Source organism: Cereibacter sphaeroides 2.4.1 (genome assembly GCF_000012905.2).
Lineage (GTDB): Bacteria > Pseudomonadota > Alphaproteobacteria > Rhodobacterales > Rhodobacteraceae > Cereibacter_A > Cereibacter_A sphaeroides.
This window is the reverse complement of sequence record NC_009007.1, coordinates 1-20954: the sequence shown is the minus strand read 5'-3', so window position 1 is coordinate 20954 and position 20954 is coordinate 1. Positions and strand designations below refer to the sequence as shown.

The window sequence follows — 20954 nt, the reverse complement described above, 5'->3', positions numbered from 1 at the left end:
CCCTATGGGGCGGGGCGCACGCATTTCCTGGGCGCATCCACCAGCATGCGGAGCCATGCTGGCCTCCGTGATTTCCGGCATTCTTCCGAGCGGCGGTAAGGAAAGTCCTAACGCCGCCCGCCGCGACCGCGCGTTTCCTCCTAAAATTGAAGCGGGCTCGCGGCGCACACGGAAGAGGTCAGGCCCGGCATGAGGACTCCCTTAACCGGAAGCGGCGAAGGTGCCGCAAACCGAGGAGATCCCCATGACGGTGCAGCCCGCCCCGATCCTGCCCATCGGCTCCGTCTCTCCCCCGCTCACGGCCGAGCAGCTGGTGGGTCTGGCCGAGGCCGCCCCCGCCGCGGCGATCGAGATCTACCGCCGCTGGCTCGCGCTCCATCCCGAGCGGCCCGACGCCTGGATCGCCTGGTTCAATCTCGCGGTGCTGCTCGAGGCTGCGGGCGAGCCGCAGGGGGCGCTCGGCGCGGCCGCCACCGCGCTCCGCCAGAAGCCGGATCTGTGGCAGGCGGCCCTCGCGGCCGGTCAGGCGGCCGAGGCGCAGGGCGACCGGACGCAGGCGCTGGCCTTCCTGCGCCAGGTGCTGCCCCCGGCCGAGGGGCGGCGCCAGCTCCACCGCCAGCTCGGCCGGATGCTCGAGGCCGAGGGCCGGCTCGCGGAGGCCGCCGAGGAGCTGCGGGCCTCGCTTCTCCTCGATCCCCGCCAGCCCGAGGTGGTGCAGCATCTCGTCCATGCCCGCCAGAAGATGGCGGCCTGGCCCCCGGCCCGGCTCGCCGTCCCCGGCCTGACCGAGGCCGAGGCCGAGCTGCAGTGCGGCCCGCTCGCCACCCTCGCGCTGCATGACGATCCCCTTCGGCAGGGCGAGGTGGCCGCGGCCTGGATCGCCCGGCATGTGCCCGATCCGGGCATTCGGCTCGCCCCGGCCGGGGGCTACCGCCACGACCGGCTGCGGCTCGGCTATCTCTCGTCGGACTTCTGCCGCCACGCCATGAGCTTCCTCATCGCCGAACTGCTCGAGCGCCACGACCGCAGCCGGTTCGAGGTGGTGGGCTACTGCGCCTCGCCCGAGGACGGCAGCCCCGAGCGCGCGCGGGTGCTCGCCGCCCTCGACCGGCATGTGCCGATCGGCCCCCTCTCCGACGAGGCCGCGGCCCGGCGCATCCGCGCCGACGAGATCGACCTGCTGATCGATCTCAACGGGCTGACCCGCGGCGCCCGGCCGGGCATCCTGCGCTGGAAGCCCGCCCCGGTGCAGGCGACCTATCTGGGCTATATCGGGCCGGTCCCGCTGCCCGAGCTCGACTGGCTGATCTGCGACCGAGTGACCGTGCCCGAGGCCGAGGCCGCCCATTACCGCCCGGCCCCGCTCCGGCTCGAGGGCTGCTATCAGGCCAACGACGGGCAACGGCCCCTGCTGCCCGCCGTCGACCGCCCGGGCGAGGGCCTGCCGGAGGCCGCCTTCGTCTTCGCCTGCGCCTCGCATTTCTACAAAATCACCGAGCCCCTCTTCGCCGCCTGGTGCCGGATCGTCGCGGCCGTGCCGGGGTCGGTCCTGTGGCTCGTCGCGGATACGCCCGAGGGGCAGGCGGCGCTGGCCGGCCGCTGGCAGGCGGCGGGCCTAGACCCCCACCGGCTGATCTTTGCCCCCCGCGTCGATCCCGCCCGCTACCGGGCGCGGCTGGCGCTGGCCGACCTCTTTCTCGACACGATGCCCTACAATGCCGGGACCATCGCCTCGGACGCGCTCCGGATGGGGCTGCCCCTGCTCACGCTCGCGGGGCGGACCTTCTCGGGCCGGATGGCGGCGAGCCTCCTCACGGCGGTGGGGCTGGAAGATTGCATCGCCCCCGACCTCGAGGCCTATGTCGCCCGCGCTGTGGCGATCGCCACCGACCCGGCGGCGGCCCCCGCCCTGACGGGGCCCGCCCTCGCCGAGCGCTGGAGCCTCACCTTGGGCGACTGCCGCGATTTCACCCGCCGTTTCGAGGCGGCCCTGCTCTCGGTCGCCCGCCGCGCCTGAGGCCCGGACGTCCGGCCTCCTCCGCGCGACAGGCGCCGGACCCGGGAGGGATCTCGCGCCCGCCCGGGGATGAGGGAAACGGAGCCTTAAGGCCCGCCGCCTACACAGGACGATATGGCAGCCTTCGATTCCCAGCTTCCCGGGTCCATCGCGCTCGACACGCCCGTGCTGTCGACGCTGCGCGCGGTGTTTCTGGTGGCGGCCCATCACGGGGTGCTGCTCGGCCCCGACGAGCTGCCCCCGCTCGAGACCGGCGATTTCGCGCCCGATCTGCTGCGGCTTCTGGGCGGCAAGGGGCTGCGCTGCCGGCTGCTGGCCGATGCGGGCTGGCGCACCGCCTCGCGGCTCGGGCAGGCCTATCCCGCGCTGGCGGAGCTGCGGGGCGGGCACTGGGCGGTGCTGGTCCATGCGGGCGGGGCCGAGGGCGCGCGGACCGTGGCCCTCCTCGATCCGCGGAACGAGGCCCAGGGGGTGCAGCCCCTGCCCTGGGAGGACTTCGCCCGGGACTGGACCGGCCGGCTGATCCTGATCGGGCGCCCCGACCGGCCGAGGGCCGCCGAGACCGCCTTCGGGCTGCGCTGGTTCCTGCCCGCGCTCGCGCGCGAGAAGGGGCTCTTTCTCGGCGTCGCGGTGGCGGTGGTGATCGGCAACCTGATCTCCTACGCGCTGCCCCTCCTCATGCAGGCGATGATCGACCGGGTGATCGCCTACCGGGCCTGGAACACGCTCGCCGCGGTCGCCGCGGTCTTCGTGCTGCTGGCGCTGTTCGACGCGGGCTTCGGCTATGTCCGCCAGCGGCTGAGCCAGATCGCGGGCGGCCGGATCGACGCCCATCTGGGGGCCGAGAGCGTGGCCCATCTGCTCTCGCTGCCCATGACGCTGTTCGAGACCACGCCCGCGGGCGTGCTCGCGCGCAACATCCAGCAGACCGACAGGATCCGCCAGTTCCTGACCGGGCGGCTGCTGCAGACCCTGCTCGACGCGGCCCTCCTGCCCGTGCTCTTCGCCACGCTGGCCTTCCTGTCGGGCCGGCTCGCGCTGGTGATCGCGGCCTACGGGATCGCCATCGCGGGCTGCATCGCCCTCATGCTGCCGCTCCTCCAGCGGCGGCTGAACGCGGTCTATGCGGTCGAGGCCGAGCGGCAGGCGCTTCTGGTCGAGACGCTGCACAACATGCGCGCGGTGAAATCGCTCGCGGTCGAGCCCGCCCGCGGCGCGCTCTGGGAGGAGAGCCTCGCCCTCTCGGTGCGCCGGCAGTGGGATCTGGGCCGCGTCTCGGCCGTCACGAGCACGCTCACCAGCCTGCTCGAGCGGCTGATGCAGGTGAGCGTGGTGGCCTTCGGCGTGGCGCTGGCGCTCGAGGGCGCGATCACGGTGGGCACGCTCGTGGCGGTGCTGATGCTGGCCGGGCGGGTCAGCGGGCCGCTCGTCCAGATCGTGGGGCTCGTCAACGAATGGCAGGAGGCCGCCCTGTCGATCGGGATGCTGCGCCGGATCATGGATCATCCGCCCGAACGGCCCGACACCGCCGCCCTCGCCCGCCCCGCCCTCACCGGCGCGCTCGAGATCCGGGGGGTGAGCTTCGCCTATCCCGGCGCCGCCACGCCCGCGCTCGATCAGGTGAGCCTCGCCATCGAGCCCGGGCAGGTGATCGGCATCGTCGGGCGCTCGGGCTCGGGCAAGACCACGCTCACCCGGCTCATCCAGGGCATCGAGACCCCGCAGGCCGGGCTGATCCTGTTCGACGGGATCGACATCCGCAGCATCGCGCTCGGCCCTCTGCGGCGGCAGGTGGGGATCGTGCTGCAGGACAATCTGCTCTTCCGCGGCACGCTGCGCGAGAATATCGCCCTCGCCCGCCCCGAGGCCGGGCTCGAGGCGGTGGTGCGCGCGGCCGCCCTTGCGGGGGCCGACGAATTCATCCGCCGCCTGCCGCGGGGCTTCGACACGCCCGTCGAGGAGGGGGGCGCGAACCTCTCGGGCGGCCAGCGCCAGCGGGTGGCGATCGCCCGCGCGCTGCTCACCGATCCGCGCATCCTGATCCTCGACGAGGCCACGAGCGCGCTCGACCCCGAGTCCGAGGCGGTGGTCAACCGCAACCTCGCCGCCATCGCCCGCGGCCGGACCATGATCGTGGTCTCGCACCGGCTCTCGTCCCTCGTGCGCGCCGACCGGATCGCGGTGCTCGACCAGGGCCGGCTCGTGGCCTTCGCCCCGCACGAGGCGCTGCTCGCGGGCTGCGAGATCTATGCCCATCTCTGGCGCCAGCAGACCGAGCATCTGTCATGAGGAGGCTCGCGCCCGAGGCCCTGGCCTATCAGTCGCCGCTCGAACGGATCCGGCACGAGCCGCTGCCCTGGCTGCTCCGGCTCTGGCCCTTCGGGGCGGGGGCGCTGCTGGCGGCGCTGGTGGGGCTTGCGGCCCTCCTGCCCATCGATGTGGTGGTGAGCGCCGCGGGCCGGATCGCGGCCGACGATCCGGCCGCGGTCCTGCGTCCGGTGACGGCCGCGGTGCTGCGCAGCCTCCTTGTGCGGCCGGGGGATCTGGTGGCGCCGGGCCAGCTGCTCGCGCGGCTGGACAGCCGGACCTCCGACGCCGATGCCGCGCAGCTGAAGGCGCAGGCCGCCGCCCTCTCGGCGCGGATCGCGCGGATCGAGGCCGAGCTGGTGGGTCGGCCGCTCGCGGGCACGGGCCCCGACCGCGCGCTCGAGGGCCGCATCCAGTCCGGCCGCGCCGCGACCGAGACCGCGCTGCGCCGCGGGCTCGAGGCCGATCTCGCCCGGATCGACCGCGGCATCGAGGCCGCGCGCGCCGAGCGGCCGGCACTGGCCGAGACGCTCGCCACCGCGCGCGAGCTCGAGGCGATGCGCGAGCGGCTGATGACAAGGCAGAACGGCACCCGGGCGGCCTTCGTCGAGACGCGGCTCGCGCGGCTCGAGGCCGAGGCCCGCCAGCGCCGGAACGAGGCCACGCTCGACGGCCTCCTGCAGGAACGCGCGGGCGCCGCGGCACGGCTTGCCGCCTTCGAGAGCGACCGGCGGCAGAAGCTGCTCGAGGAGCTGGCCGACCTCCGGCCGCGGCGCGCGGTTCTGGCCGAGCAGATCGCCGAGACCGCCGATCTCGCGCGGCTGCACGAGCTGCGGGCGCCCGGGGCCGGGGTGGTCCTGTCGGTGGCGGCGGGCGGGCCCGGCTCGCTGATGACGCCCGCCGATCCGGTGGCGGTGATCGCGCCCACAGGCGGCGGGCTTCACGCCGAACTGGGGCTTCTGTCGCGCGATGCGGGCCTCGTGCGGGCGGGGGCGCCGGTGCGGGTCAAGGTCGATGCCTTCCCCTGGCGCCATCACGGCATGGTCGAGGGCCGGCTGGCCGACGTGGCGCCGAGTTCGGCCGTCCCGCCCGGCGGCGGCCCCGCCCAGCATGCGGCGCGGGTGGTCTTTCCGCCCGGTCCCCCCCTGCCCGAGGGGCTGATGCCCGGCATGACGCTCACGGCCGACATCCTTGCCGGCCGCCGCACCCTCCTGTCCTATTTCCTCGACCCGCTGCTCGAGGGGCTGAGCGAAAGCCTGCGCGAGCCCCGTCCCTGATCCAACCCATCCGGAGTGCCCCATGGAGACCCTGACCCTCGAGACCCCGGAGGCCCGCGCCGAGACGCGCACCGTCCTCCATGTCGGCTGCGGCGCGGCCAATCCCGCCAAGCTGCCCGGCGATGTCTTTCCCGCCGGTGACTGGCGCGAGCTCCGGCTCGACATCGATCCGGGCGTCGCGCCCGACATCCTGGCCAGCATCACCGGGATGCCCATGGTCGCGGACGGGTCGGTGGATGCGGTCTGGTCCTCGCACAATCTCGAACATCTGCGCCCGCACGAGGTGCCGCTGGCGCTGGCCGAATTCCACCGCGTGCTCCGCCCGGGCGGCTTCCTGCTCGCGACCCTGCCCGACCTGCAGGCGGTGGCGCTCCTCGTGGCGCAGGGCCTGCTCGAGGAGCCGGCCTATGTCTCGGCGCTGGGACCGATCGCGCCGCTCGACATCCTCTACGGCTTCCGCCCCGCCATTGCCGAAGGCAACGATTTCATGGCCCACCGCACGGGCTTCACCGCGGCCTCGCTCGCCCGCCATCTGGGCGCCGCGGGTTTCGCCGAGATCACGGTGCAGACCGACGGACGCTTCGCGCTCTGGGCGCGGGCCGTGCGGCCGGCCTGAACGGGTGTCCCGGAGCTCCGGCCGACCGGCCCGAACTTGCCCGAGCGGGCAGCCGGGACGCGCGCCGAGCCCGAGGTCCATGGGCGCGAAAGCTCCCGGGCTTCGAGGGATGCCCCCCGGCTCCCCGCCGTCTCAGGCGAGCGACTTGGCCAGCGCGTCGAAGGCGCAGAGATCGGCGATGAGCCGGCCCATCCGGTCCACCGGGATCATGTTCGGCCCGTCCGAGGGCGCGCGGTCGGGATCCTCGTGCGTCTCGATGAAGAGCGCCGAGACCCCCACCGCGCAGGCCGCCCGCGCGAGCACCGGGGCGAATTCGCGCTGCCCGCCCGAGGAGCCGCCGAGGCCCCCCGGCTGCTGCACCGAATGGGTGGCGTCGAACACCACGGGCCAGCCGGTCGCGGCCATGGTCGGCAGGCCGCGGAAATCGGTCACGAGGGTGTTGTAGCCGAAGGAGGTGCCCCGCTCGCAGAGCAGGATCCGCCGGTTGCCGGTCGAGGCCACCTTGTCGGCCACGTTCTTCATGTCCCAGGGCGCGAGGAACTGGCCCTTCTTGACGTTGACGGCGCGGCCGGTCTCGCCCGCCGCGAGCAGAAGGTCGGTCTGCCGGCAGAGGAAGGCCGGGATCTGCAGCACGTCGCAGACCTCGGCGGCCGTCGCGCAATGGCCGGGCTCATGGACGTCGGTCAGGACCGGCACGCCGAACTCCTCGCGGATCCGGCCGAGGATCTCGAGCCCCTTCTCCATCCCGAGGCCCCGCGCCGTCGAGAGCGACGAGCGGTTGGCCTTGTCGTAGCTCGCCTTGAAGATGAACTTCGTTCCGGTGGGCGCGCAGGCCTCGGCGATGCGCTCGGCCATCATGCGGGCATGATCGAGGCTCTCGAGCTGGCAGGGCCCGGTGATGAGCGCGATCGGATGGCCGCCCCCGATGGCGATGTCGCCGATGGTCACGATGGTGGGCGTCTCTGTCATGGCCGTCTCCCGCGCTTCTGTCCCACCCTTATGCCAAGCGCGCGCGGGGTTCAAATCCGCCGGAGGGGCCGCCATCGGTCCCGCCTCCCGCCGGCCCCGCGCGCGCGCCGGAGGGTCGCCTGCGGCGGCAAGGCCCGAATGAGCCTTGAGTTCCCCGGGGCCTGCGGGAAAGCTGCGGCCTTTCGGCAGAAGGACGATCGGATGGACAGGGACCTTCCCGAGACCCCGGCCCTCGTTCTCGGCGCGAGCGGCGGCTCGGGCACGCGGGTGGCGGGCCAGCTCCTGCGGGCGGCGGGCGGCTATCTCGGGGGCGCGCGGAACGAGGCCGGGGATTCGCTCGCGCTGGTCGCGGCGATCGAGGCGCTGGCGGCGCGCGGCGCGCGGCTTCTCGAGGGCGGCCGGCCCGAGGAGGCCGATCTGGCCCTCTGGCGCGCGGCGTTGACGGAGCATCTGGCCCTCCATGCGGGCGAGCCCTTCTGGGGCTGGAAGAACCCCCGCAGCATGTTCCTGCTGCCCTTCTCGGTGGCGCTCGTGCCCGGGCTGCGCTTCATCCATATGGTGCGCGACGGGCGCGACATGGCGCTCTCGGGCAACCGCCGGCAGTATGAGCGCCATGTGCCCGAGGGCCCGGGCACGCCCGCCGACCGGGCGCGCTTCTGGGCCGAGAGCAATCTCCGGGTGAAGCGCCATGCCGAGGCGGTGCTCGGCGACCGCTATGCGATCCTGCGGTTCGAGGATCTCTGCCGGGATCCCGAGGGCTGCATGGCCCGGCTCGGGCGGCAGTTCGGGCTGCGGCTCGAGCCGGCCGGGACCGGGATCGAGGTGCGCCCGCCGGACGGGGTCGGTCGGCACCGCGCCCTGCCCGCCGCCGACCGCGCGGCGGTCGAGGCCGCCGCCGCCCCCGCGATGGAGGCCTTCGGCTACTGAGGACCCCGGGGTGAGCCGCATCGAGGACCGGGCGGCGGGCCCATCCCGCGGATCCGGGGCTCCCGGCGCCCGGGCTTTCCGGCGCGCCCGGAAGCTCGCAGATCGAGCCTGTTGATTCCGTTCGCAGATTTCGGGACAGTCGGGGCGGGCGCGGCGGTCTCGCCGGTGAGGGAAGAGCATGGCCTGTCCTCTGCAAAGGATCGAAACGAGAGACGGAAGGCGCAGCCGGGCCCCGGTCCTGCCGGGCGCCGCCGCGGGAAAGCTCAACCGGTCCAAGGGGCCTGCCCGCGGCGTCCGGAGCCTTCTGCGCGCACGGTCGCGCGCGCCTTTCTCGGGATGCGGATCTCACAGGATCGGAGCAGCCGCATGAGGGCCGCCTCTCCCCGGGTGCGATTCCTCGTGGCCGGGGCGCAGAAATGCGGCACCACCGCGCTCCACCGCTTCCTGTCGGCCCATCCGGGCCTGTTCCTGCCGGCCGGAAAGGAGCTGCATTTCTTCGACCGCCCCCTGCCGGACGACTGGTCGGGCCCCGAGGGGCCGCTCTACGAGACGGCCTTCGCCCAGGCCCGCCCCGACCAGCTCTGCGGCGAGGCCACGCCGGTCTATCTCTTCCACACCCCCTCGCTGCAGCGGATCCGGGCCTACAATCCGGCGATGCGGCTGATCCTGCTCCTGCGCGATCCGGTCCTGCGGGCCTATTCGCACTGGCGGATGGAGAGGACGCGCGGGGCCGAGACGCTGCCCTTCCCGGAAGCCATCCGGGCGGGGCGCGCCCGGGTGGCCGAGGACTGGCGCACCTTCAGCTATGTGGAGCGCGGCTTCTACGGCGCCCAGCTCACGGAGCTCGAGAGGCTCTTCCCGCGCGAGCAGCGGCTCGTGCTCTGGACCGACGAGATGCAGCGCGACCATGCAGGCACGCTCGCGCGGATCTGGCGCTTCCTCGGCTGCGCGGCCCCGCCTGTGCCCCCGCCGCCTGCCGAGATCCGGCCGCTCGACCCCGCCCCCGGGCTCGCGCCGCTCGCGGAGGAGGATGCGCGCTATCTGCGCAGCCTCTATGCCCCGGACATCGCCCTCACCGAGGCGCTGACCGGGCGCGACCTGAGCCTCTGGCGGGAGGGCGCGCTCAGCCCTCCATCATCCGGTCGGTGAGCAGCCCCTGCAGGTAGCGGCCGTAATCGTTCTTGGAAAGCTGCGCCGCCATGCCGGTCAGGGCCTCGGCATCGACCCAGCCCCTGGCGAAGGCGATCTCCTCAGGGCAGCCCGTCTGCATCCCCTGACGCAGCTGCAGCGTGCGCACGAAATTGCCCGCATCGAGCAGGCTCGCATGGGTGCCCGTGTCGAGCCAGGCGAAGCCGCGGCCCATGCGCTGGACGTCGAGCAGCCCCTCCTCGAGATAGATCTCGAGAAGCGAGACGATCTCGAGCTCGCCCCGCTCGGAGGGCCGGATGCCATGCACCAGATCGGGGGCGCGGGCATCGAGGAAATAGATCCCCGTCACCGCATAGTTCGAGGGCGCGACCTTCGGCTTCTCGACGATCTGGGTCACGCGGCCGCGCTCGTCCATCGCCACCACGCCGTAGCGTTCGGGATCGGCCACATGATAGCCGAAGACCGTGCCGCCCTCCGTCTTGGCATCGGCCAGAGCCAGAAGGTCGGGCAGGCCGTGGCCGAAGAAGATGTTGTCGCCCAGCACCATGCAGGAGGGGCTGCCCGCAAGGAACTCCTCGGCGATCGTATAGGCCTGGGCGAGCCCCTCGGGCCGGGGCTGGACCAGATAGGTGAGCGAGATCCCCCATTGCGCGCCCGTGCCGAGCGCCCGGCGGAACTGCTCCTGATCCTGCGGCGTGGTGATGATGGCGATCTCGCGGATCCCGGCCAGCATCAGCACCGAGAGCGGATAGTAGATCATCGGCTTGTCATAGACCGGCATCAGCTGCTTGGAGACGCCGATGGTCAGCGGATAGAGCCGCGTGCCCGAGCCGCCGGCGAGAATGATACCCTTACGAACACTCATTCGGAAACCTCCTGGAGATCGGCGAGAACACGGGCGAGACCCTGCCGCCAGTCGGGGCGGGAGAGGCCGAAGCGGGCGAGGTCGGAACAGTCCATCCGGGAATTGGCCGGCCGGTGGGCCTTCTGCGGATAGTCCGCGGACGCGATGTCGGCCACGAGGCAGTCGAGCTCCGCCTGACGGAAGATCTCGCGGGCGAAGTCGGCCCAGCTCACGTCCGGGCCGCCCGAGAGATGGTAGGTGCCCGACAGATCGGGCCGGGCCGCAAGGCCGCGCGCCATCGCGAGGCAGGCCGCGGCGATGTCGGCCGCGGGCGTGGGCCCGCCCACCTGATCGCAGACGACGGTGAGCCGGTCGCGCGTGGCCCCGAGGCGCAGCATGGTCTTCACGAAATTCGCGCCATGGGCCGAGAAGACCCAGGAGGTGCGCAGGATCGCATGGGGTCCGCCGGCCGCGCGCACCGCCTCTTCGCCCGCGAGCTTCGAGCGGCCGTAGGCGCCGAGCGGCCCCACCGGATCGCCGGGCTGCCAGGGGCGGGTGCCCGAGCCGTCGAAGACATAGTCGGTCGAGATCTGCACGAAGGGGATGCCGAGCTCGGCGCAGGCCCGCGCCATGGCGCCGGGGGCCTCCCCGTTCACCACTGTGGCCGGGGCCTCCTCCTCCTCGGCCCGGTCGACGGCGGTCCAGGCGGCGGCATTGATCACCGCGTCAGGCTTTGCCTCGCGGATCGCGCGGGCACAGGCCTCGGGATCGGCGAGATCCGCCTCGTCGCGGCCGAGGAAGCGGGCGTCCGGAGCCTGCCGCGCCAGTTCGCGCGCCACCTGCCCGGTGCGGCCGAAGACGAGGATCATGCCTTCACTCCCAGCCGCTCGCCCACCCCGGCGCGGTCCTGCAGCGCGCGCCACCAGGGCTCGTTGGCCAGATACCAGTCGACGGTGCGCTCGAGCCCCTCGTCGAGCGTGACCGAGGGGCGCCAGCCCAGTTCGGTGCGAATGCGCGTGGGGTCGATCGCATAGCGCAGGTCGTGGCCCGGACGGTCGGTCACGAAGGCGATCTGATCGGCATAGGGCGTGGCTTTGGGGCGCCGCGCATCGAGGATCGCGCAGATCTTGCGGACGATGTCGATGTTCTTCGCCTCGTTCTCGCCGCCGATATTGTAGCTGCGGTGGTTCTCACCTCTGGCCAGCACCGTCAGCAGCGCGTCGGCATGGTCCTCGACATAGAGCCAGTCGCGGACATTCTCGCCCTTGCCGTAGACCGGGATCGGGGCGCCCGCGAGCGCCTTCAGGATCACCACCGGAATGAGCTTTTCCGGGAAATGGAACGGCCCGTAATTGTTCGAGCAGTTGGTCAGCACATAGGGCAGCCCATAGGTCTCGCCCCAGGCGCGCACCAGATGGTCGGAGGCGGCCTTCGAGGCCGAATAGGGCGAGTTCGGCGCGTAAGGCGTCTCTTCGGTGAACTGCCCGGTCTCGCCCAGCGTGCCGAAGACCTCGTCGGTCGAGATATGGTGGAAGCGGAAGCCCTGCGGCTTGCCCTGCCCCACCCAGTAGGCGCGGGCGGCCTCGAGGAGCACATAGGTGCCGCGGACATTGGTGTCGATGAAGGCGCCCGGCCCGTCGATCGAACGGTCGACATGGCTTTCCGCCGCCAGATGCATCACCGCATCGGGCCGGTGGGTGGCGAAGATCCGCGCCATGGCCTCCGCATCGCGGATGTCGGCCTTCTCGAAGACATAGTTCGGCGCGCCCGCGACGCTTGCGAGATTGTCGAGGCAGGCGGCATAGGTCAGGCAGTCGAGATTGACGACATGGTGGCCGTCGGCCACCGCCTTGCGCACCACGGCCGAGCCGATGAAGCCCGCTCCTCCGGTCACGATCAGTTTCATGGGTCAGACCTCGATGCTGAAGGGGCTGGTCCAGTCGGCGAAGCGCGGCGCGCGCGCATCCTTGTCGGAGAGCACGGCCGAGGCCGGATCGATGCCCCAGTCGATGCCGAGGTCGGGATCGGCGAAATGCACCGCCCCGTCGCAGTCGGGCGCATAGACATCGGTGGTCTTGTAGAGGACGACCGTGTCGGGCTCTCTCGTGACGAAACCGTGCAGGAAGCCCTTCGGCACCAGAAGCTGGCGGGCGTTGCCGGCTGTCAACTCCACCCCCACCCACCGGCCGTAGGTGGGCGAGCCCACCCGCACATCGACCGCCACATCGAGGATCGCGCCATGGCCCACGCGGACGAGCTTGTCCTGAGCGTGGGGCGGCGCCTGATAATGCAGCCCGCGCACCGTGCCCACGGGAGCGCTGATCGACTGGTTGTCCTGCACGAAATCGAGATCGATCCCAAGCCCCTGGAGCGTGGCCCGGTTCCAGGCCTCGCAGAAGCTGCCCCGCGCATCGCCGAAGACCCGCGGCGTCAGGATCAGGACACCCGGCAGTTCCGTTTCTTCAATCTGCACCCGAAATTCCCCTGTCTTTATGCTGTCTGGAATAAGGTCTCATCCGCAGGTTGTCCACGCACCTCAGATCCGCCCCAGCACCGCGGCCAGCCAGAGCGAGAGCCGCCCCGGCAGCCCCTGCCGGTAGAGGCCGATCCGCTTCAGCTGCCGGAGCCGCCCCCAGGGGCCGGCGCGGCGCAGCGCCTCGAACTCGGCCAGAAGCCGGCGGTTCTCGGGGGTGAAACGGTGCGCCGAGGCGGAGAGCGCGCGGATGTTGATCGCGTTCCACTGCCGGAAGCCGCCGCTCAGCAGCATCCTCAGCCGCCGGTATTTGGCGCGGAACCCGTCGTTCGCCCCGATCAGGTTGCCGCCGTGCTGGCGATAGAGCAGGAGCGGCACCGGATCGAAGATCACCCGCCCGCCCGCGCCCGAGACGATCTGGTAGATCCACCAGTCATGGACGACGATCCGCTCGGGCTCGCGGCTGGCGGCGGCGAGCAGCGCGATCGCACCGCGGTTCAGCATCATCGTGTTGCCGCCGGCGATGTTCTGGACCAGCGCATGGCGGAAGCCCGGCGGGCGGACGGGCAGCGGATAGGGCCGGCGGTTGCCGAGCTCCGCGTCGCAGATCCAGCTCGAGCCGCCGTAGAGGACGGGCAGGTCCGCGGGCAGATCGGCCATCGCCGCCGCGCCGCGGGCGAGCTTCTCGGGCAGCCAGACATCGTCCTGATCCGAGAGGGCGGCCATGTCGGCCTCGGGCGGCACCTGGCCCAGGAGATGGAGGAAGTTCTGCGCCGACCCCCGGCAGGGCCCCTCGACGAGCCGCAGCGCGAGCCAGGGGTGACGGGCGGCGAAGGCTGCGAGGAGCGCCCGGGTGGCATCGGTCGAGCCGTCGTCGCTCACCACGAGCCAGGTCGGGCGCAGGGTCTGGGCCGCGAAGCTCTCGAGCTGCGCCTCGAGATTGGCCGCTCCGTTGTAGGTGGCCAGAAGGAGCGCGATCCGGGGAGGCGGGGCGTCGGTCATGACGTACCTATAACGCCGCGGCGCGGCATGGGCAGGGGGAAATGGCGGGGTCAGCCCGGCACCCGACGCTCGATCCAGCCGAGGAAGGCCGCATCGGCGGATCTCAGCCGGGGCTGGCCGCTCGAGTGCCAGAAGGCGTGCCATTCGGCCACCAGCGCATGGACATCCCAGCCCGGCATCCGCGCCCGCACCCGCTCGAGCGTGGTGTCGCGCAGCGCGGGCGCGAGGCCCGGCGCCAGCACCGCCGCGCGGCGGGTGACGCAGAGCAGGTCGCCCGGCTCCTCGGCGAGGCTGTAGCCCGGCAGGCTGTCGGCCGCGATCATGTCGCGGATCATCTTGCGGAAGACCCGCAGCGGCGAGGCCGAGCCCGACTTCTTGGCGAGCGTGGCGATCGAGACCCGCCATTCGGGCTGCTGGCCGCAGTGCTTGCGGGCGAGTTCGTAGATCCGCCGCTCGAGCGGCTTTCTGAGCCGGAAATAGTCGCGGCTGAGCGTGAGCACCGATTTCGTGAGCACCGCCTGGAACAGCCATTCCGACAGCGTCACCATCACCTGCACCATGCGCCCGCCCCGGCTGCGGCGCACGATCTGCCAGCTCTCGATCAGGCCGAAGCCCGTGGTGATCTCGCGCCCGCCCACCTCCATGTTGGTGGTGATGCGCGTGCCCGCCAGCCGCTCGAAGGCCTCGCGCAGCCGCTGGTAGCCGTCGCCGCTGGTCTCGCGGTGGGTGGCCGTCATCAGGTCGTGCGCGGTCAGATGCAGCGTCCGGCTGATGGCGCGCCCGGCGTTCAGCGCGGCCATGAGCTGGCTCACGCAGTAGATCAGGATGTCCTTGTCGAAGAGGGTGGCGAGCCCCCGCACGGAAGGGGTCACGGTGATCCTGACCCCGTTGTGGGCATAGTCGAGCACGCGCAGGTCGGGGCGGGTCGCGAGCGAGAAGACCGGATGCTCCATCGAGGCCATGTCGTCCTTGGGCAGGGCATCGAGGATGTCGCAGATGAAGAAGTCCGCCATTTCGGGCGTGCGGTCCGCCGTCTCGGGAAGGGACGGCTCGGGGGCCCCTGCCCCGCGCGACCGGCTCCGCCCGCGGGCCACGGGGCCTGCCCCGTCGGCAAGGGTCTCTGCTGCCGTATCCTGCCCGGCCGGGTTCACCGAAGGGTCCGGTCCCGCGGCGCGCTTCCGCGCACCCGTTCGCGGGGCGGCTGTCCGCCGTCCGCCTGTTTCCTGCATCGCGCTGCCTGTGCCTGCTCGACGGTGCGGCCCCCCGATGTGTCCCCGGGATGTGCGCGCGCCTTCGTGGTTTCGATGACACCGAGCCTATGCGCAAGCGGCCCCGTCCGTCCAGCACGGGGCGCGCGCGCCGGGGCGAAAGATCGGGGTTCCGGAGTCGGAGAAGCGTGGCTTCGGAGTCGGATCTTCGGGGTTCCGGAGTCGGAGAGGCTTCCCGGAACCTCCCCTTTCCCGCGTCTCCTCAAGCACTTGGCCGAATCCGCCGGAGCCTGTAACTATATATAACCCAAAACTAACTGATGCAGGCAGGCCACGGCGCTTGAGCGGCCCCCGCCCCCCGTGCGATGCCAAGCGCGGGAATCGCTTAGAAAAACCAGAAAGTTGCCGGGCGATGTGCGCAGAAAATTGCCATATCCGCAAAAAGGTGATACTTCTGCCGAAAGCGAGCAGACGAACCCGGAAAAGGGAACAGGCATGGCCGAGACCAGGGGACGGAAGACGGCCGGGCGCGGCCGCGTGGAGATGCGGAAGAGCCCGCCCGCGCGCGAGCCGCAGGTGCCCCTGCCGCCCTATTTCAACATCTCTCCCGACGCGGCGCTGGCCGAGCTCGAGGCGCCGCTGACCACCGCGGGCTTCGCCGAGATCGCCCGCTCCTGCGCGCAGGGCCGGGACGATCTGGCGGCGCGCGGGCTCGATGCCGAGGGCCGTCGCAGCCTCCGGCTGTTCTCGACCTGGGAGATCACCCGCTATCTGATCCCGGTCGCGACCGCCCATTTCCGCCGGGTGCTGAAGGCCAACCCCGACCTGCCGCAGGGCATCTCCGAGACCGAGGGCGGGGCCAAATGGTTCACGCTCGACGAGGTGCTGCGGCTGCGCGCCCATTTCGCGGCCGAAGGGTCGAAGGCCAAGGAATACCGCCCCTACCGCCCCGCGGGGCTGCCTGCCAAGCTGGTGGCGGTGGCGAACTTCAAGGGCGGGGTGGGCAAGACCTCGACCGCCGCCCATCTGGCCATGTCGGCGGCGCTCGACGGCTACCGGGTGCTGGTGATCGATCTGGACAGTCAGGGCTCGATGACCTCGATCTTCGGCGGCCGGGTGGCCGACGAATGGGGCACGGTCTTCCCGCTCCTCGCCCGCCATTATGCGGCGCATCTGCAGGCCGAGAACCGGGCCCGCGTGGCCCGCGGCGACCCGCCGGTGCCGATGGACGAGACGCTGACCGAGGCGCAGAAGATCCGCGCGGGCGACCTGATCGCGAAGACCCACTGGCCCAACATCGACCTGATCGGCGCGCAGCTGAACCTCTACTGGGCCGAGTTCCAGATCCCGGTCTGGCGGATGCAGGGGCGCAGCTGGAAGCTCTGGGATGCGCTGACCGACGTGCTGGCCGAGGACGGGGTGCTCGACCGCTACGACGTGATCTTCCTCGATACGCCGCCGGCGCTCGGCTATCTCACGATCAACGGGCTCGCGGCGGCCGACATCCTGCTGGTGCCGCTCGGCGCCTCCTTCCTCGAGTTCGATTCGACGGGCCGCTTCTTCGACATGCTGCATTCGACCTTCCGCTCGATCGAGGAGGGCGAGAACATCGCCGCCCGCGCGCTCGGGCGCGAGGAGCTGGCCTTCGAATGGGATGCGGTGCGCGCCGTGCTCACCCGCTACGACGGGGCGCAGCAGGCCGAGATGGCGGCCCTGATGCAGGCCTACATGGGCCGCACCATGGCGCCCGAGCGGCAGGATTTCACCGCGCTGATCGGGCAGGCCGGCGAGCAGGTGAACGGGATCTATGAGGCCGATTACCGCGACTTCAATCGCGACACCTACATCCGCGGCCGCGAGACTTTCGATGCGACCTATGCCGCCTTCAAGCGGCTTCTGGTGGGCATCTGGCGGCGCGAGGAGCTGGCGGCGGCCGACGCCGCGGAGTGAGCGCCCGGGCCCCGGTTGTTTCGCGCGCGAAACAAATCGGGGGGTCGGCAGGGCGGCACGGCGGGGGCAAATTGTTTCGCGCGCGAAACAAATCCTCCGCCCGAACGACAGGAGAGACGGGCCCATGGCCAAGCGCAAGCGACTGACACTGCCCCCCCTCGGCGGCTTCGCCCCCGGCCCGGCCTCGGCTTCGGAGGCCTCCCCTGCCCCGGCTTCGCCCCCGGCTCTGGGGCCCGGGCTTGCGCCCGCGCCGATCAGCCGGGTGACGGGCGAGGCGGCGGCCACGGCGGCGCTGCGCGAGGTGGCCGAGGAGCTCGGCGCCGCCCGCAGCGAGGGGCGGCTCGTGCTGCGGCTCGAGCTCGACCGGATCGAGGAGGGCTGGCTCGTCCGCGACCGGATCGGCCTCGAGGCCGAGGAGCTGGCGAGCCTGATGACCAGCCTTTCGGCCCATGGCCAGCGCAGCCCGATCGAGGTCACCGACATGGGCGAGGGCCGCTTCGGCCTGATCTCGGGCTGGCGGCGGGTCACCGCGCTGCGCCGTCTCCATGCCGAGACCGGCGAGGAGCGGTTCGCGACGGTGCTGGCGCTCCTGCGCCGGCCGGACACGGCGGCCGCGGCCTATGTGGCCATGGTCGAGGAGAACGAGATCCGGGCCGGCCTGTCCTATTTCGAGCGCGCGCGCATCGCGGCCAAGGCGGTGGAGGCGGGGGTCTTTGCCACCGACAAGCTCGCGCTCCAGCAGCTCTATGGCTCGGCGAGCCGGGCCAAACGGTCGAAGATCGGCTCGTTCCTCGGGATCTACCGCGCGCTGGAAGGGGCGCTGCGCTACCCCTCGGCGCTGCCCGAACGGCTGGGGCTGGCGCTCGCCCGGCGGCTCGAGGAGGAACCCGGCGTCGCAGCCAAGATCACGGCGGCGCTCGCGGCCGCCGCGCCGGACAGCGCCGAGGCCGAGCTTGCGCTGATCGCGGACCTTCTGGCCCCCGCGGCGGAGGCGGCGCCGGAGCAGGAGCCGGCCCGTCCGTCCGCGCCCGACCCGGCGCCGGACGCCCCTGCCCCCGCTCCCGCTCCTGACCCCGCTCCGGCGCAGCCGCGTTCGACGCGACCGCCGGCCCCGGCGGCCGAACTGCGCCCCGGTCTCTTCCTGAAGGCCGAGGGCGCCGGGTCACTCCACCTCTACGGCCCGGCGGTCGACGAGACCTTCCGCGCGCGACTGCGCGATTGGCTCGCGAGCGAAGGGTAAGCCGGCTGTCGGGGCAGGCGGGCTGCGGAGATCGCTGCGGCCCGGAGATCCTCCGGGGGACTATCGGCCATTTCCATGGCACCCGCAGCGTAGAAGTTCGTTGCGAAACGACGGAGTACCGCACGTTCGACCGGAGCCGCGCATCGGTGGTCGCTGAGAGCGAGCGGGAAGAGCCGGGGGCGACAGCCGAAGCGGCGCGGAACGGTCGAGGCTTTGGGAGGGCAGGGGTTCGCTGCGGGCCGTGGACCCCGGAGAGGCGAGGCTCCGGGACCGGCGATCCTCTCCGCGCGGCGGGCTGTCAGCCTCGGGGCTCGCTCGTCCCGGAAGCCGGGCCGGGCCTTGCGGCCCGCCCGCCCCCGGCCCGCGCCGCACCGGCCCGGGCGCGGGCCCGGGGGCCGGGGGCGGCGGCACCCGCCTCTTCGCCCTCGCCCTCGTCGAGGTCGCCCCGCATCCAGCGCGGCAGGGCGCCGCGCATCATGCTCTCGTGGTGGCGGATCGCCTGTTCGATGCGCTCGTAATAGAAGAGCTGCCCGTCGTGGAGCACCGCCCCCGAGCGGCAGAGCTTCTTCAAGAGCGGCATGGAGTGCGAGACGATCACCGCTCCGCTCTCCTCCAGCCGCGCGCGCAGGATCGCGTTGCTCTTGGCGCTGAAGGCTGCGTCTCCCACCGCCGTCACCTCGTCGATGAGATAGGTGTCGAAGGGCACCGCCATCGAGATGCCGAAGGCCAGCCGCGAGCGCATCCCCGAGGAATAGCTGCGCACCGGCAGGTGGAAATGCTGGCCGATCTCGGCGAAGTCGCGCACGAAGGCGATCATCGCCTCGGTATCGACGCCGTAGAGGCGGGCCACGAAGCGCACGTTCTGCGCCCCGGTGAGCTCGGGGTGGAAGCTGCCCGAGAAGCCCACCGGCCAGGAGATCGTGCCGCTGGAAAGGATCTCGCCCGTGTCGGGCAGCATGGTGCCCGCGAGCATCCGCAGAAGGCTCGACTTGCCCGCCCCGTTGCGCCCCAGAAGCCCCACGCTCTCGCCCGAGGGGAAGGTGAAGTTCAGGTCGCGCGCCACCACCTTGCGCGTCCCGTTCAGGACGTAGCTCTTCGAGACGTTGCGCAGCTCGATCATGGGCAGCCCTTCGCGCTCAGCGCCGGTCGCGCACGCTGTAATAGATCAGCATCCCGATCGCCCAGAGCATGAGAGCGAACCCGCCGATCATCAGCGTGAGCAGGCCGCGCTGCGGATAGAGCGACTGCTGGGCGAGGGTGGGCCGGACATAGGTCGCGAGATAGCGGCTCATCCGCTGCGCCTCGGCGATGGCCGCGTCGTGGTTCGTGAGCGCGGCGATATAGGCCTTCTCGGCGAAGTCGAGATCGACGGTCAGCCGCTCGAACTCGGCGATCATGGTGGAATAGGTGCTGGCCCCGGTGCCGGTGCCGCCGCCCAGGCCGAACTTCTCGCGTTCGCGCTGGATCAGCTCCTCGATCACCCCGATGCGCCGTTCGTTCTGGGCGATGCGCGGGTCGCTCGGCTGGGTGGTCTGGCGCAGCAGGTTGAGATCGATGCTGGCCGACGCGAGCTGCTGCTGGAGCGTGTTCAGGAGGCCCATCTGGGCCTGGATGTCGGCCGAGGGATCGACGATCTGGGTGCGCGAGCGGAATTCGGTCATGGCGACACGCTGCACGCGCAGCCGTTCGACCGCATTGTCGAGCTCCTCGCGCGCATAGCGCGTGGCATCGGCCCGGGCGATGGCCGACAGGTCGTTGATCATCCGGTTCGATTCGTCGAGGATCCCCTGCGCCACCGCCTGTGCGTCCTCGGGCGTGAAGGCATGGACGCGCAGCTCGATCAGCCCGGTGGTGCTGTCGTAGCTGATCCGCACCATGTCCTTCCAGTAATCCACCAGATCCTCGATCCCGCCGTCGGGGTCGAAGCTGAAGACCGGATCGAAGCCGGGCTTCGAATAGATTGCGCGCAGGTCGATCCGCTCGTTGATCCGCTGCACCAGCTCCTGGCTCTGGATGAACTGGTAGAGGATGTCGGAATCCGAGGCCGAGCCGCCGCCGGTGAGGCCGAAGCTGCTCAGCCCGCCCAGAAGATCGAGCGCCGAGCCCATCTCCTCGGTGCGGACCGAGAAGCCCACGGTCGAGGTATATTGATCCTCGGCGATGGCGAAGAGATAGAGGCCGGACGCGAGGATCGGGGCCAGCACGAGGCCGAGGAAGCTCGCGAGCAGGCCGTGGTGGCGCAGCCGCGCCGCGGCGCGGGGGGCGGCGGCCGGCACCTTGAAGGAGGAGGGCAGGATGCGGCCCTTGCCCTCGCCGGTCTTGCCCTCGCCTGCCTTGCCGCCGCCGCCGGGCTGGCCCCTGCCGCCCGCCTTGCCGGCCGGACCTGAGCCCCCGGCGCCGCGCGCCGGTCCGGAACCGTCGCCCTGTCCTGAGCCTTGGCCGCCGCCCGCCCGGCCCGCATCGGCAGGCCTGCCGGGGCGGAGTTCTCCGGCCCGCGCGTCTGCGGCCCGCGCGTCTCCTGCACGACCCGGGCCGCGCGTCTCTTCGGCGCTCGGGCTCTCCGCGGCGGGACGTTCGCCGCTCCGCAGGCCGCTCGGGCCGAGCGCCGCGCCGGGGCCGGGTTTCGGGGCGACTTCGGGGGCCGCGACGGGGCGGGGGGGGAGGGCAGGGGCCGTCCGGCGGCGGAATCGCGGCGGGGCACCCGGCGGGACCGGGCGACCAGATGGGGTCGGCGAACGGGCGGTGCCCGGAATCGGCCGAGCGAAGGTCAGGGCCGGAATCGGAAGAACGGTTGACAGAGTGGCGACCAGCCGGAAAGTCAAGGGCACGGAGCGCGACACCAGAGAAGCTAACGGGGCAGAATGGACGGCACCCCGGTGCGACACAGCAAGGACAGGGTACTGGCACAGCTCGCACAACCGTTGCGGTTGGCTCTCGCTCTCTCGGGCCCGATGACAGGGGCACGAGAGCACAGC

General features: G+C 71.9%; 17 protein-coding genes. 8 read left to right on the top strand and 9 right to left on the bottom strand.

Annotation, left to right across the window (positions count from 1 at the left end; all coding sequences use genetic code 11):
• Positions 1-244: 244 nt before the first annotated feature.
• The 4 genes from RSP_RS21510 (at position 245) to RSP_RS21495 (ending at position 6217) form a co-directional block, all read left to right on the top strand.
• The gene (locus tag RSP_RS21510) at positions 245-2017 is read left to right on the top strand and encodes an O-linked N-acetylglucosamine transferase, SPINDLY family protein (protein WP_011836188.1); all 1773 of its coding nucleotides are present in this window, start codon (positions 245-247) and stop codon (positions 2015-2017) included.
• Positions 2018-2131: 114 nt separating this feature from the next.
• Complete coding sequence (locus RSP_RS21505) at positions 2132-4306, top strand: peptidase domain-containing ABC transporter (RefSeq protein ID WP_011836187.1); 2175 nt, start codon at positions 2132-2134, stop codon at positions 4304-4306.
• Entirely contained in the window at positions 4303-5601 is a 1299-nt protein-coding gene (locus RSP_RS21500) for an HlyD family efflux transporter periplasmic adaptor subunit (RefSeq protein WP_011836186.1), read from the top strand. Before RSP_RS21505 ends, RSP_RS21500 begins: the two co-directional genes overlap by 4 nt.
• Before the next feature lie 22 nt (positions 5602-5623).
• The gene (locus RSP_RS21495; RefSeq protein ID WP_011836185.1) at positions 5624-6217 is read left to right on the top strand and encodes a class I SAM-dependent methyltransferase; all 594 of its coding nucleotides are present in this window, start codon (positions 5624-5626) and stop codon (positions 6215-6217) included.
• A 132-nt stretch (positions 6218-6349) separates the two neighbouring features.
• On the opposite strand, the gene kdsA is transcribed toward RSP_RS21495, so the two are convergent.
• Positions 6350-7186: a 3-deoxy-8-phosphooctulonate synthase gene (gene kdsA, locus RSP_RS21490; RefSeq protein WP_002724637.1), complete on the bottom strand. Its 837-nt coding sequence runs from the start codon at positions 7184-7186 to the stop codon at positions 6350-6352.
• A 201-nt stretch (positions 7187-7387) separates the two neighbouring features.
• Between kdsA and RSP_RS21485 the strand changes: the two genes are divergently transcribed.
• Both RSP_RS21485 and RSP_RS21480 read left to right on the top strand, forming a co-directional pair.
• Positions 7388-8113, top strand: coding sequence for a sulfotransferase (locus RSP_RS21485; RefSeq protein WP_011836184.1), 726 nt, complete (start codon positions 7388-7390; stop codon positions 8111-8113).
• A 366-nt stretch (positions 8114-8479) separates the two neighbouring features.
• Positions 8480-9262: a sulfotransferase family protein gene (locus tag RSP_RS21480; protein ID WP_011836183.1), complete on the top strand. Its 783-nt coding sequence runs from the start codon at positions 8480-8482 to the stop codon at positions 9260-9262.
• On the opposite strand, the gene rfbA is transcribed toward RSP_RS21480, so the two are convergent.
• From rfbA to RSP_RS21450, 6 genes are all read right to left on the bottom strand, one after another.
• The gene (gene rfbA, locus RSP_RS21475) at positions 9237-10127 is read right to left on the bottom strand and encodes a glucose-1-phosphate thymidylyltransferase RfbA (protein ID WP_002724812.1); all 891 of its coding nucleotides are present in this window, start codon (positions 10125-10127) and stop codon (positions 9237-9239) included. The genes RSP_RS21480 and rfbA overlap by 26 nt on opposite strands.
• A complete protein-coding gene (gene rfbD / locus RSP_RS21470; RefSeq protein WP_011836182.1) occupies positions 10124-10975 on the bottom strand; it encodes a dTDP-4-dehydrorhamnose reductase in 852 nt (283 codons plus the stop codon). Before rfbD ends, rfbA begins: the two co-directional genes overlap by 4 nt.
• Positions 10972-12012: a dTDP-glucose 4,6-dehydratase gene (gene rfbB / locus RSP_RS21465; RefSeq protein WP_011836181.1), complete on the bottom strand. Its 1041-nt coding sequence runs from the start codon at positions 12010-12012 to the stop codon at positions 10972-10974. Before rfbB ends, rfbD begins: the two co-directional genes overlap by 4 nt.
• A 3-nt stretch (positions 12013-12015) precedes the next feature.
• Positions 12016-12579 (bottom strand): dTDP-4-dehydrorhamnose 3,5-epimerase, encoded by a 564-nt coding sequence (gene rfbC / locus RSP_RS21460; RefSeq protein ID WP_009565041.1) that lies wholly within the window; start codon positions 12577-12579, stop codon positions 12016-12018.
• Positions 12580-12642: 63 nt separating this feature from the next.
• A complete protein-coding gene (locus RSP_RS21455) occupies positions 12643-13581 on the bottom strand; it encodes a glycosyltransferase (protein ID WP_002724804.1) in 939 nt (312 codons plus the stop codon).
• A 50-nt stretch (positions 13582-13631) separates the two neighbouring features.
• Entirely contained in the window at positions 13632-14594 is a 963-nt protein-coding gene (locus RSP_RS21450) for a replication initiator protein A (protein WP_002724803.1), read from the bottom strand.
• Between the two features lie 690 nt (positions 14595-15284).
• On the opposite strand from RSP_RS21450, the gene RSP_RS21445 reads away from it, so the two are divergent.
• Complete coding sequence (locus RSP_RS21445; protein WP_011836180.1) at positions 15285-16739, top strand: AAA family ATPase; 1455 nt, start codon at positions 15285-15287, stop codon at positions 16737-16739.
• Positions 16740-16863: 124 nt separating this feature from the next.
• The gene (locus RSP_RS21440) at positions 16864-17979 is read left to right on the top strand and encodes a ParB/RepB/Spo0J family partition protein (protein ID WP_011836179.1); all 1116 of its coding nucleotides are present in this window, start codon (positions 16864-16866) and stop codon (positions 17977-17979) included.
• A 298-nt stretch (positions 17980-18277) separates the two neighbouring features.
• Here the strand turns inward: RSP_RS21440 and RSP_RS21435 are convergent, their stop codons facing one another.
• Positions 18278-19099, bottom strand: a complete 822-nt coding sequence (locus RSP_RS21435) for an ABC transporter ATP-binding protein (protein WP_002724800.1) — start codon at positions 19097-19099, stop codon at positions 18278-18280.
• A gap of 16 nt (positions 19100-19115) precedes the next feature.
• On the bottom strand, positions 19116-20255 hold the full coding sequence (locus RSP_RS21430; RefSeq protein WP_017140428.1) for a sugar transporter: 1140 nt from the start codon (positions 20253-20255) through the stop codon (positions 19116-19118).
• Between the last annotated feature and the right edge of the window lie 699 nt (positions 20256-20954).

What these genes read in the sequence shown, in the direction of transcription:
- RSP_RS21510 (WP_011836188.1), top strand. Translation starts at nt 245, where the DNA reads ATGACGGTGCAGCCCGCCCCGATCCTGCCCATCGGCTCCGTCTCTCCC.
- RSP_RS21505 (WP_011836187.1), top strand. Translation starts at nt 2,132, where the DNA reads ATGGCAGCCTTCGATTCCCAGCTTCCCGGGTCCATCGCGCTCGACACG.
- RSP_RS21500 (WP_011836186.1), top strand. Translation starts at nt 4,303, where the DNA reads ATGAGGAGGCTCGCGCCCGAGGCCCTGGCCTATCAGTCGCCGCTCGAA.
- RSP_RS21495 (WP_011836185.1), top strand. Translation starts at nt 5,624, where the DNA reads ATGGAGACCCTGACCCTCGAGACCCCGGAGGCCCGCGCCGAGACGCGC.
- kdsA (WP_002724637.1), bottom strand. Translation starts at nt 7,186, where the DNA reads ATGACAGAGACGCCCACCATCGTGACCATCGGCGACATCGCCATCGGG.
- RSP_RS21485 (WP_011836184.1), top strand. Translation starts at nt 7,388, where the DNA reads ATGGACAGGGACCTTCCCGAGACCCCGGCCCTCGTTCTCGGCGCGAGC.
- RSP_RS21480 (WP_011836183.1), top strand. Translation starts at nt 8,480, where the DNA reads ATGAGGGCCGCCTCTCCCCGGGTGCGATTCCTCGTGGCCGGGGCGCAG.
- rfbA (WP_002724812.1), bottom strand. Translation starts at nt 10,127, where the DNA reads ATGAGTGTTCGTAAGGGTATCATTCTCGCCGGCGGCTCGGGCACGCGG.
- rfbD (WP_011836182.1), bottom strand. Translation starts at nt 10,975, where the DNA reads ATGATCCTCGTCTTCGGCCGCACCGGGCAGGTGGCGCGCGAACTGGCG.
- rfbB (WP_011836181.1), bottom strand. Translation starts at nt 12,012, where the DNA reads ATGAAACTGATCGTGACCGGAGGAGCGGGCTTCATCGGCTCGGCCGTG.
- RSP_RS21455 (WP_002724804.1), bottom strand. Translation starts at nt 13,581, where the DNA reads ATGACCGACGCCCCGCCTCCCCGGATCGCGCTCCTTCTGGCCACCTAC.
- RSP_RS21450 (WP_002724803.1), bottom strand. Translation starts at nt 14,594, where the DNA reads ATGGCGGACTTCTTCATCTGCGACATCCTCGATGCCCTGCCCAAGGAC.
- RSP_RS21445 (WP_011836180.1), top strand. Translation starts at nt 15,285, where the DNA reads ATGGCCGAGACCAGGGGACGGAAGACGGCCGGGCGCGGCCGCGTGGAG.
- RSP_RS21440 (WP_011836179.1), top strand. Translation starts at nt 16,864, where the DNA reads ATGGCCAAGCGCAAGCGACTGACACTGCCCCCCCTCGGCGGCTTCGCC.
- RSP_RS21435 (WP_002724800.1), bottom strand. Translation starts at nt 19,099, where the DNA reads ATGATCGAGCTGCGCAACGTCTCGAAGAGCTACGTCCTGAACGGGACG.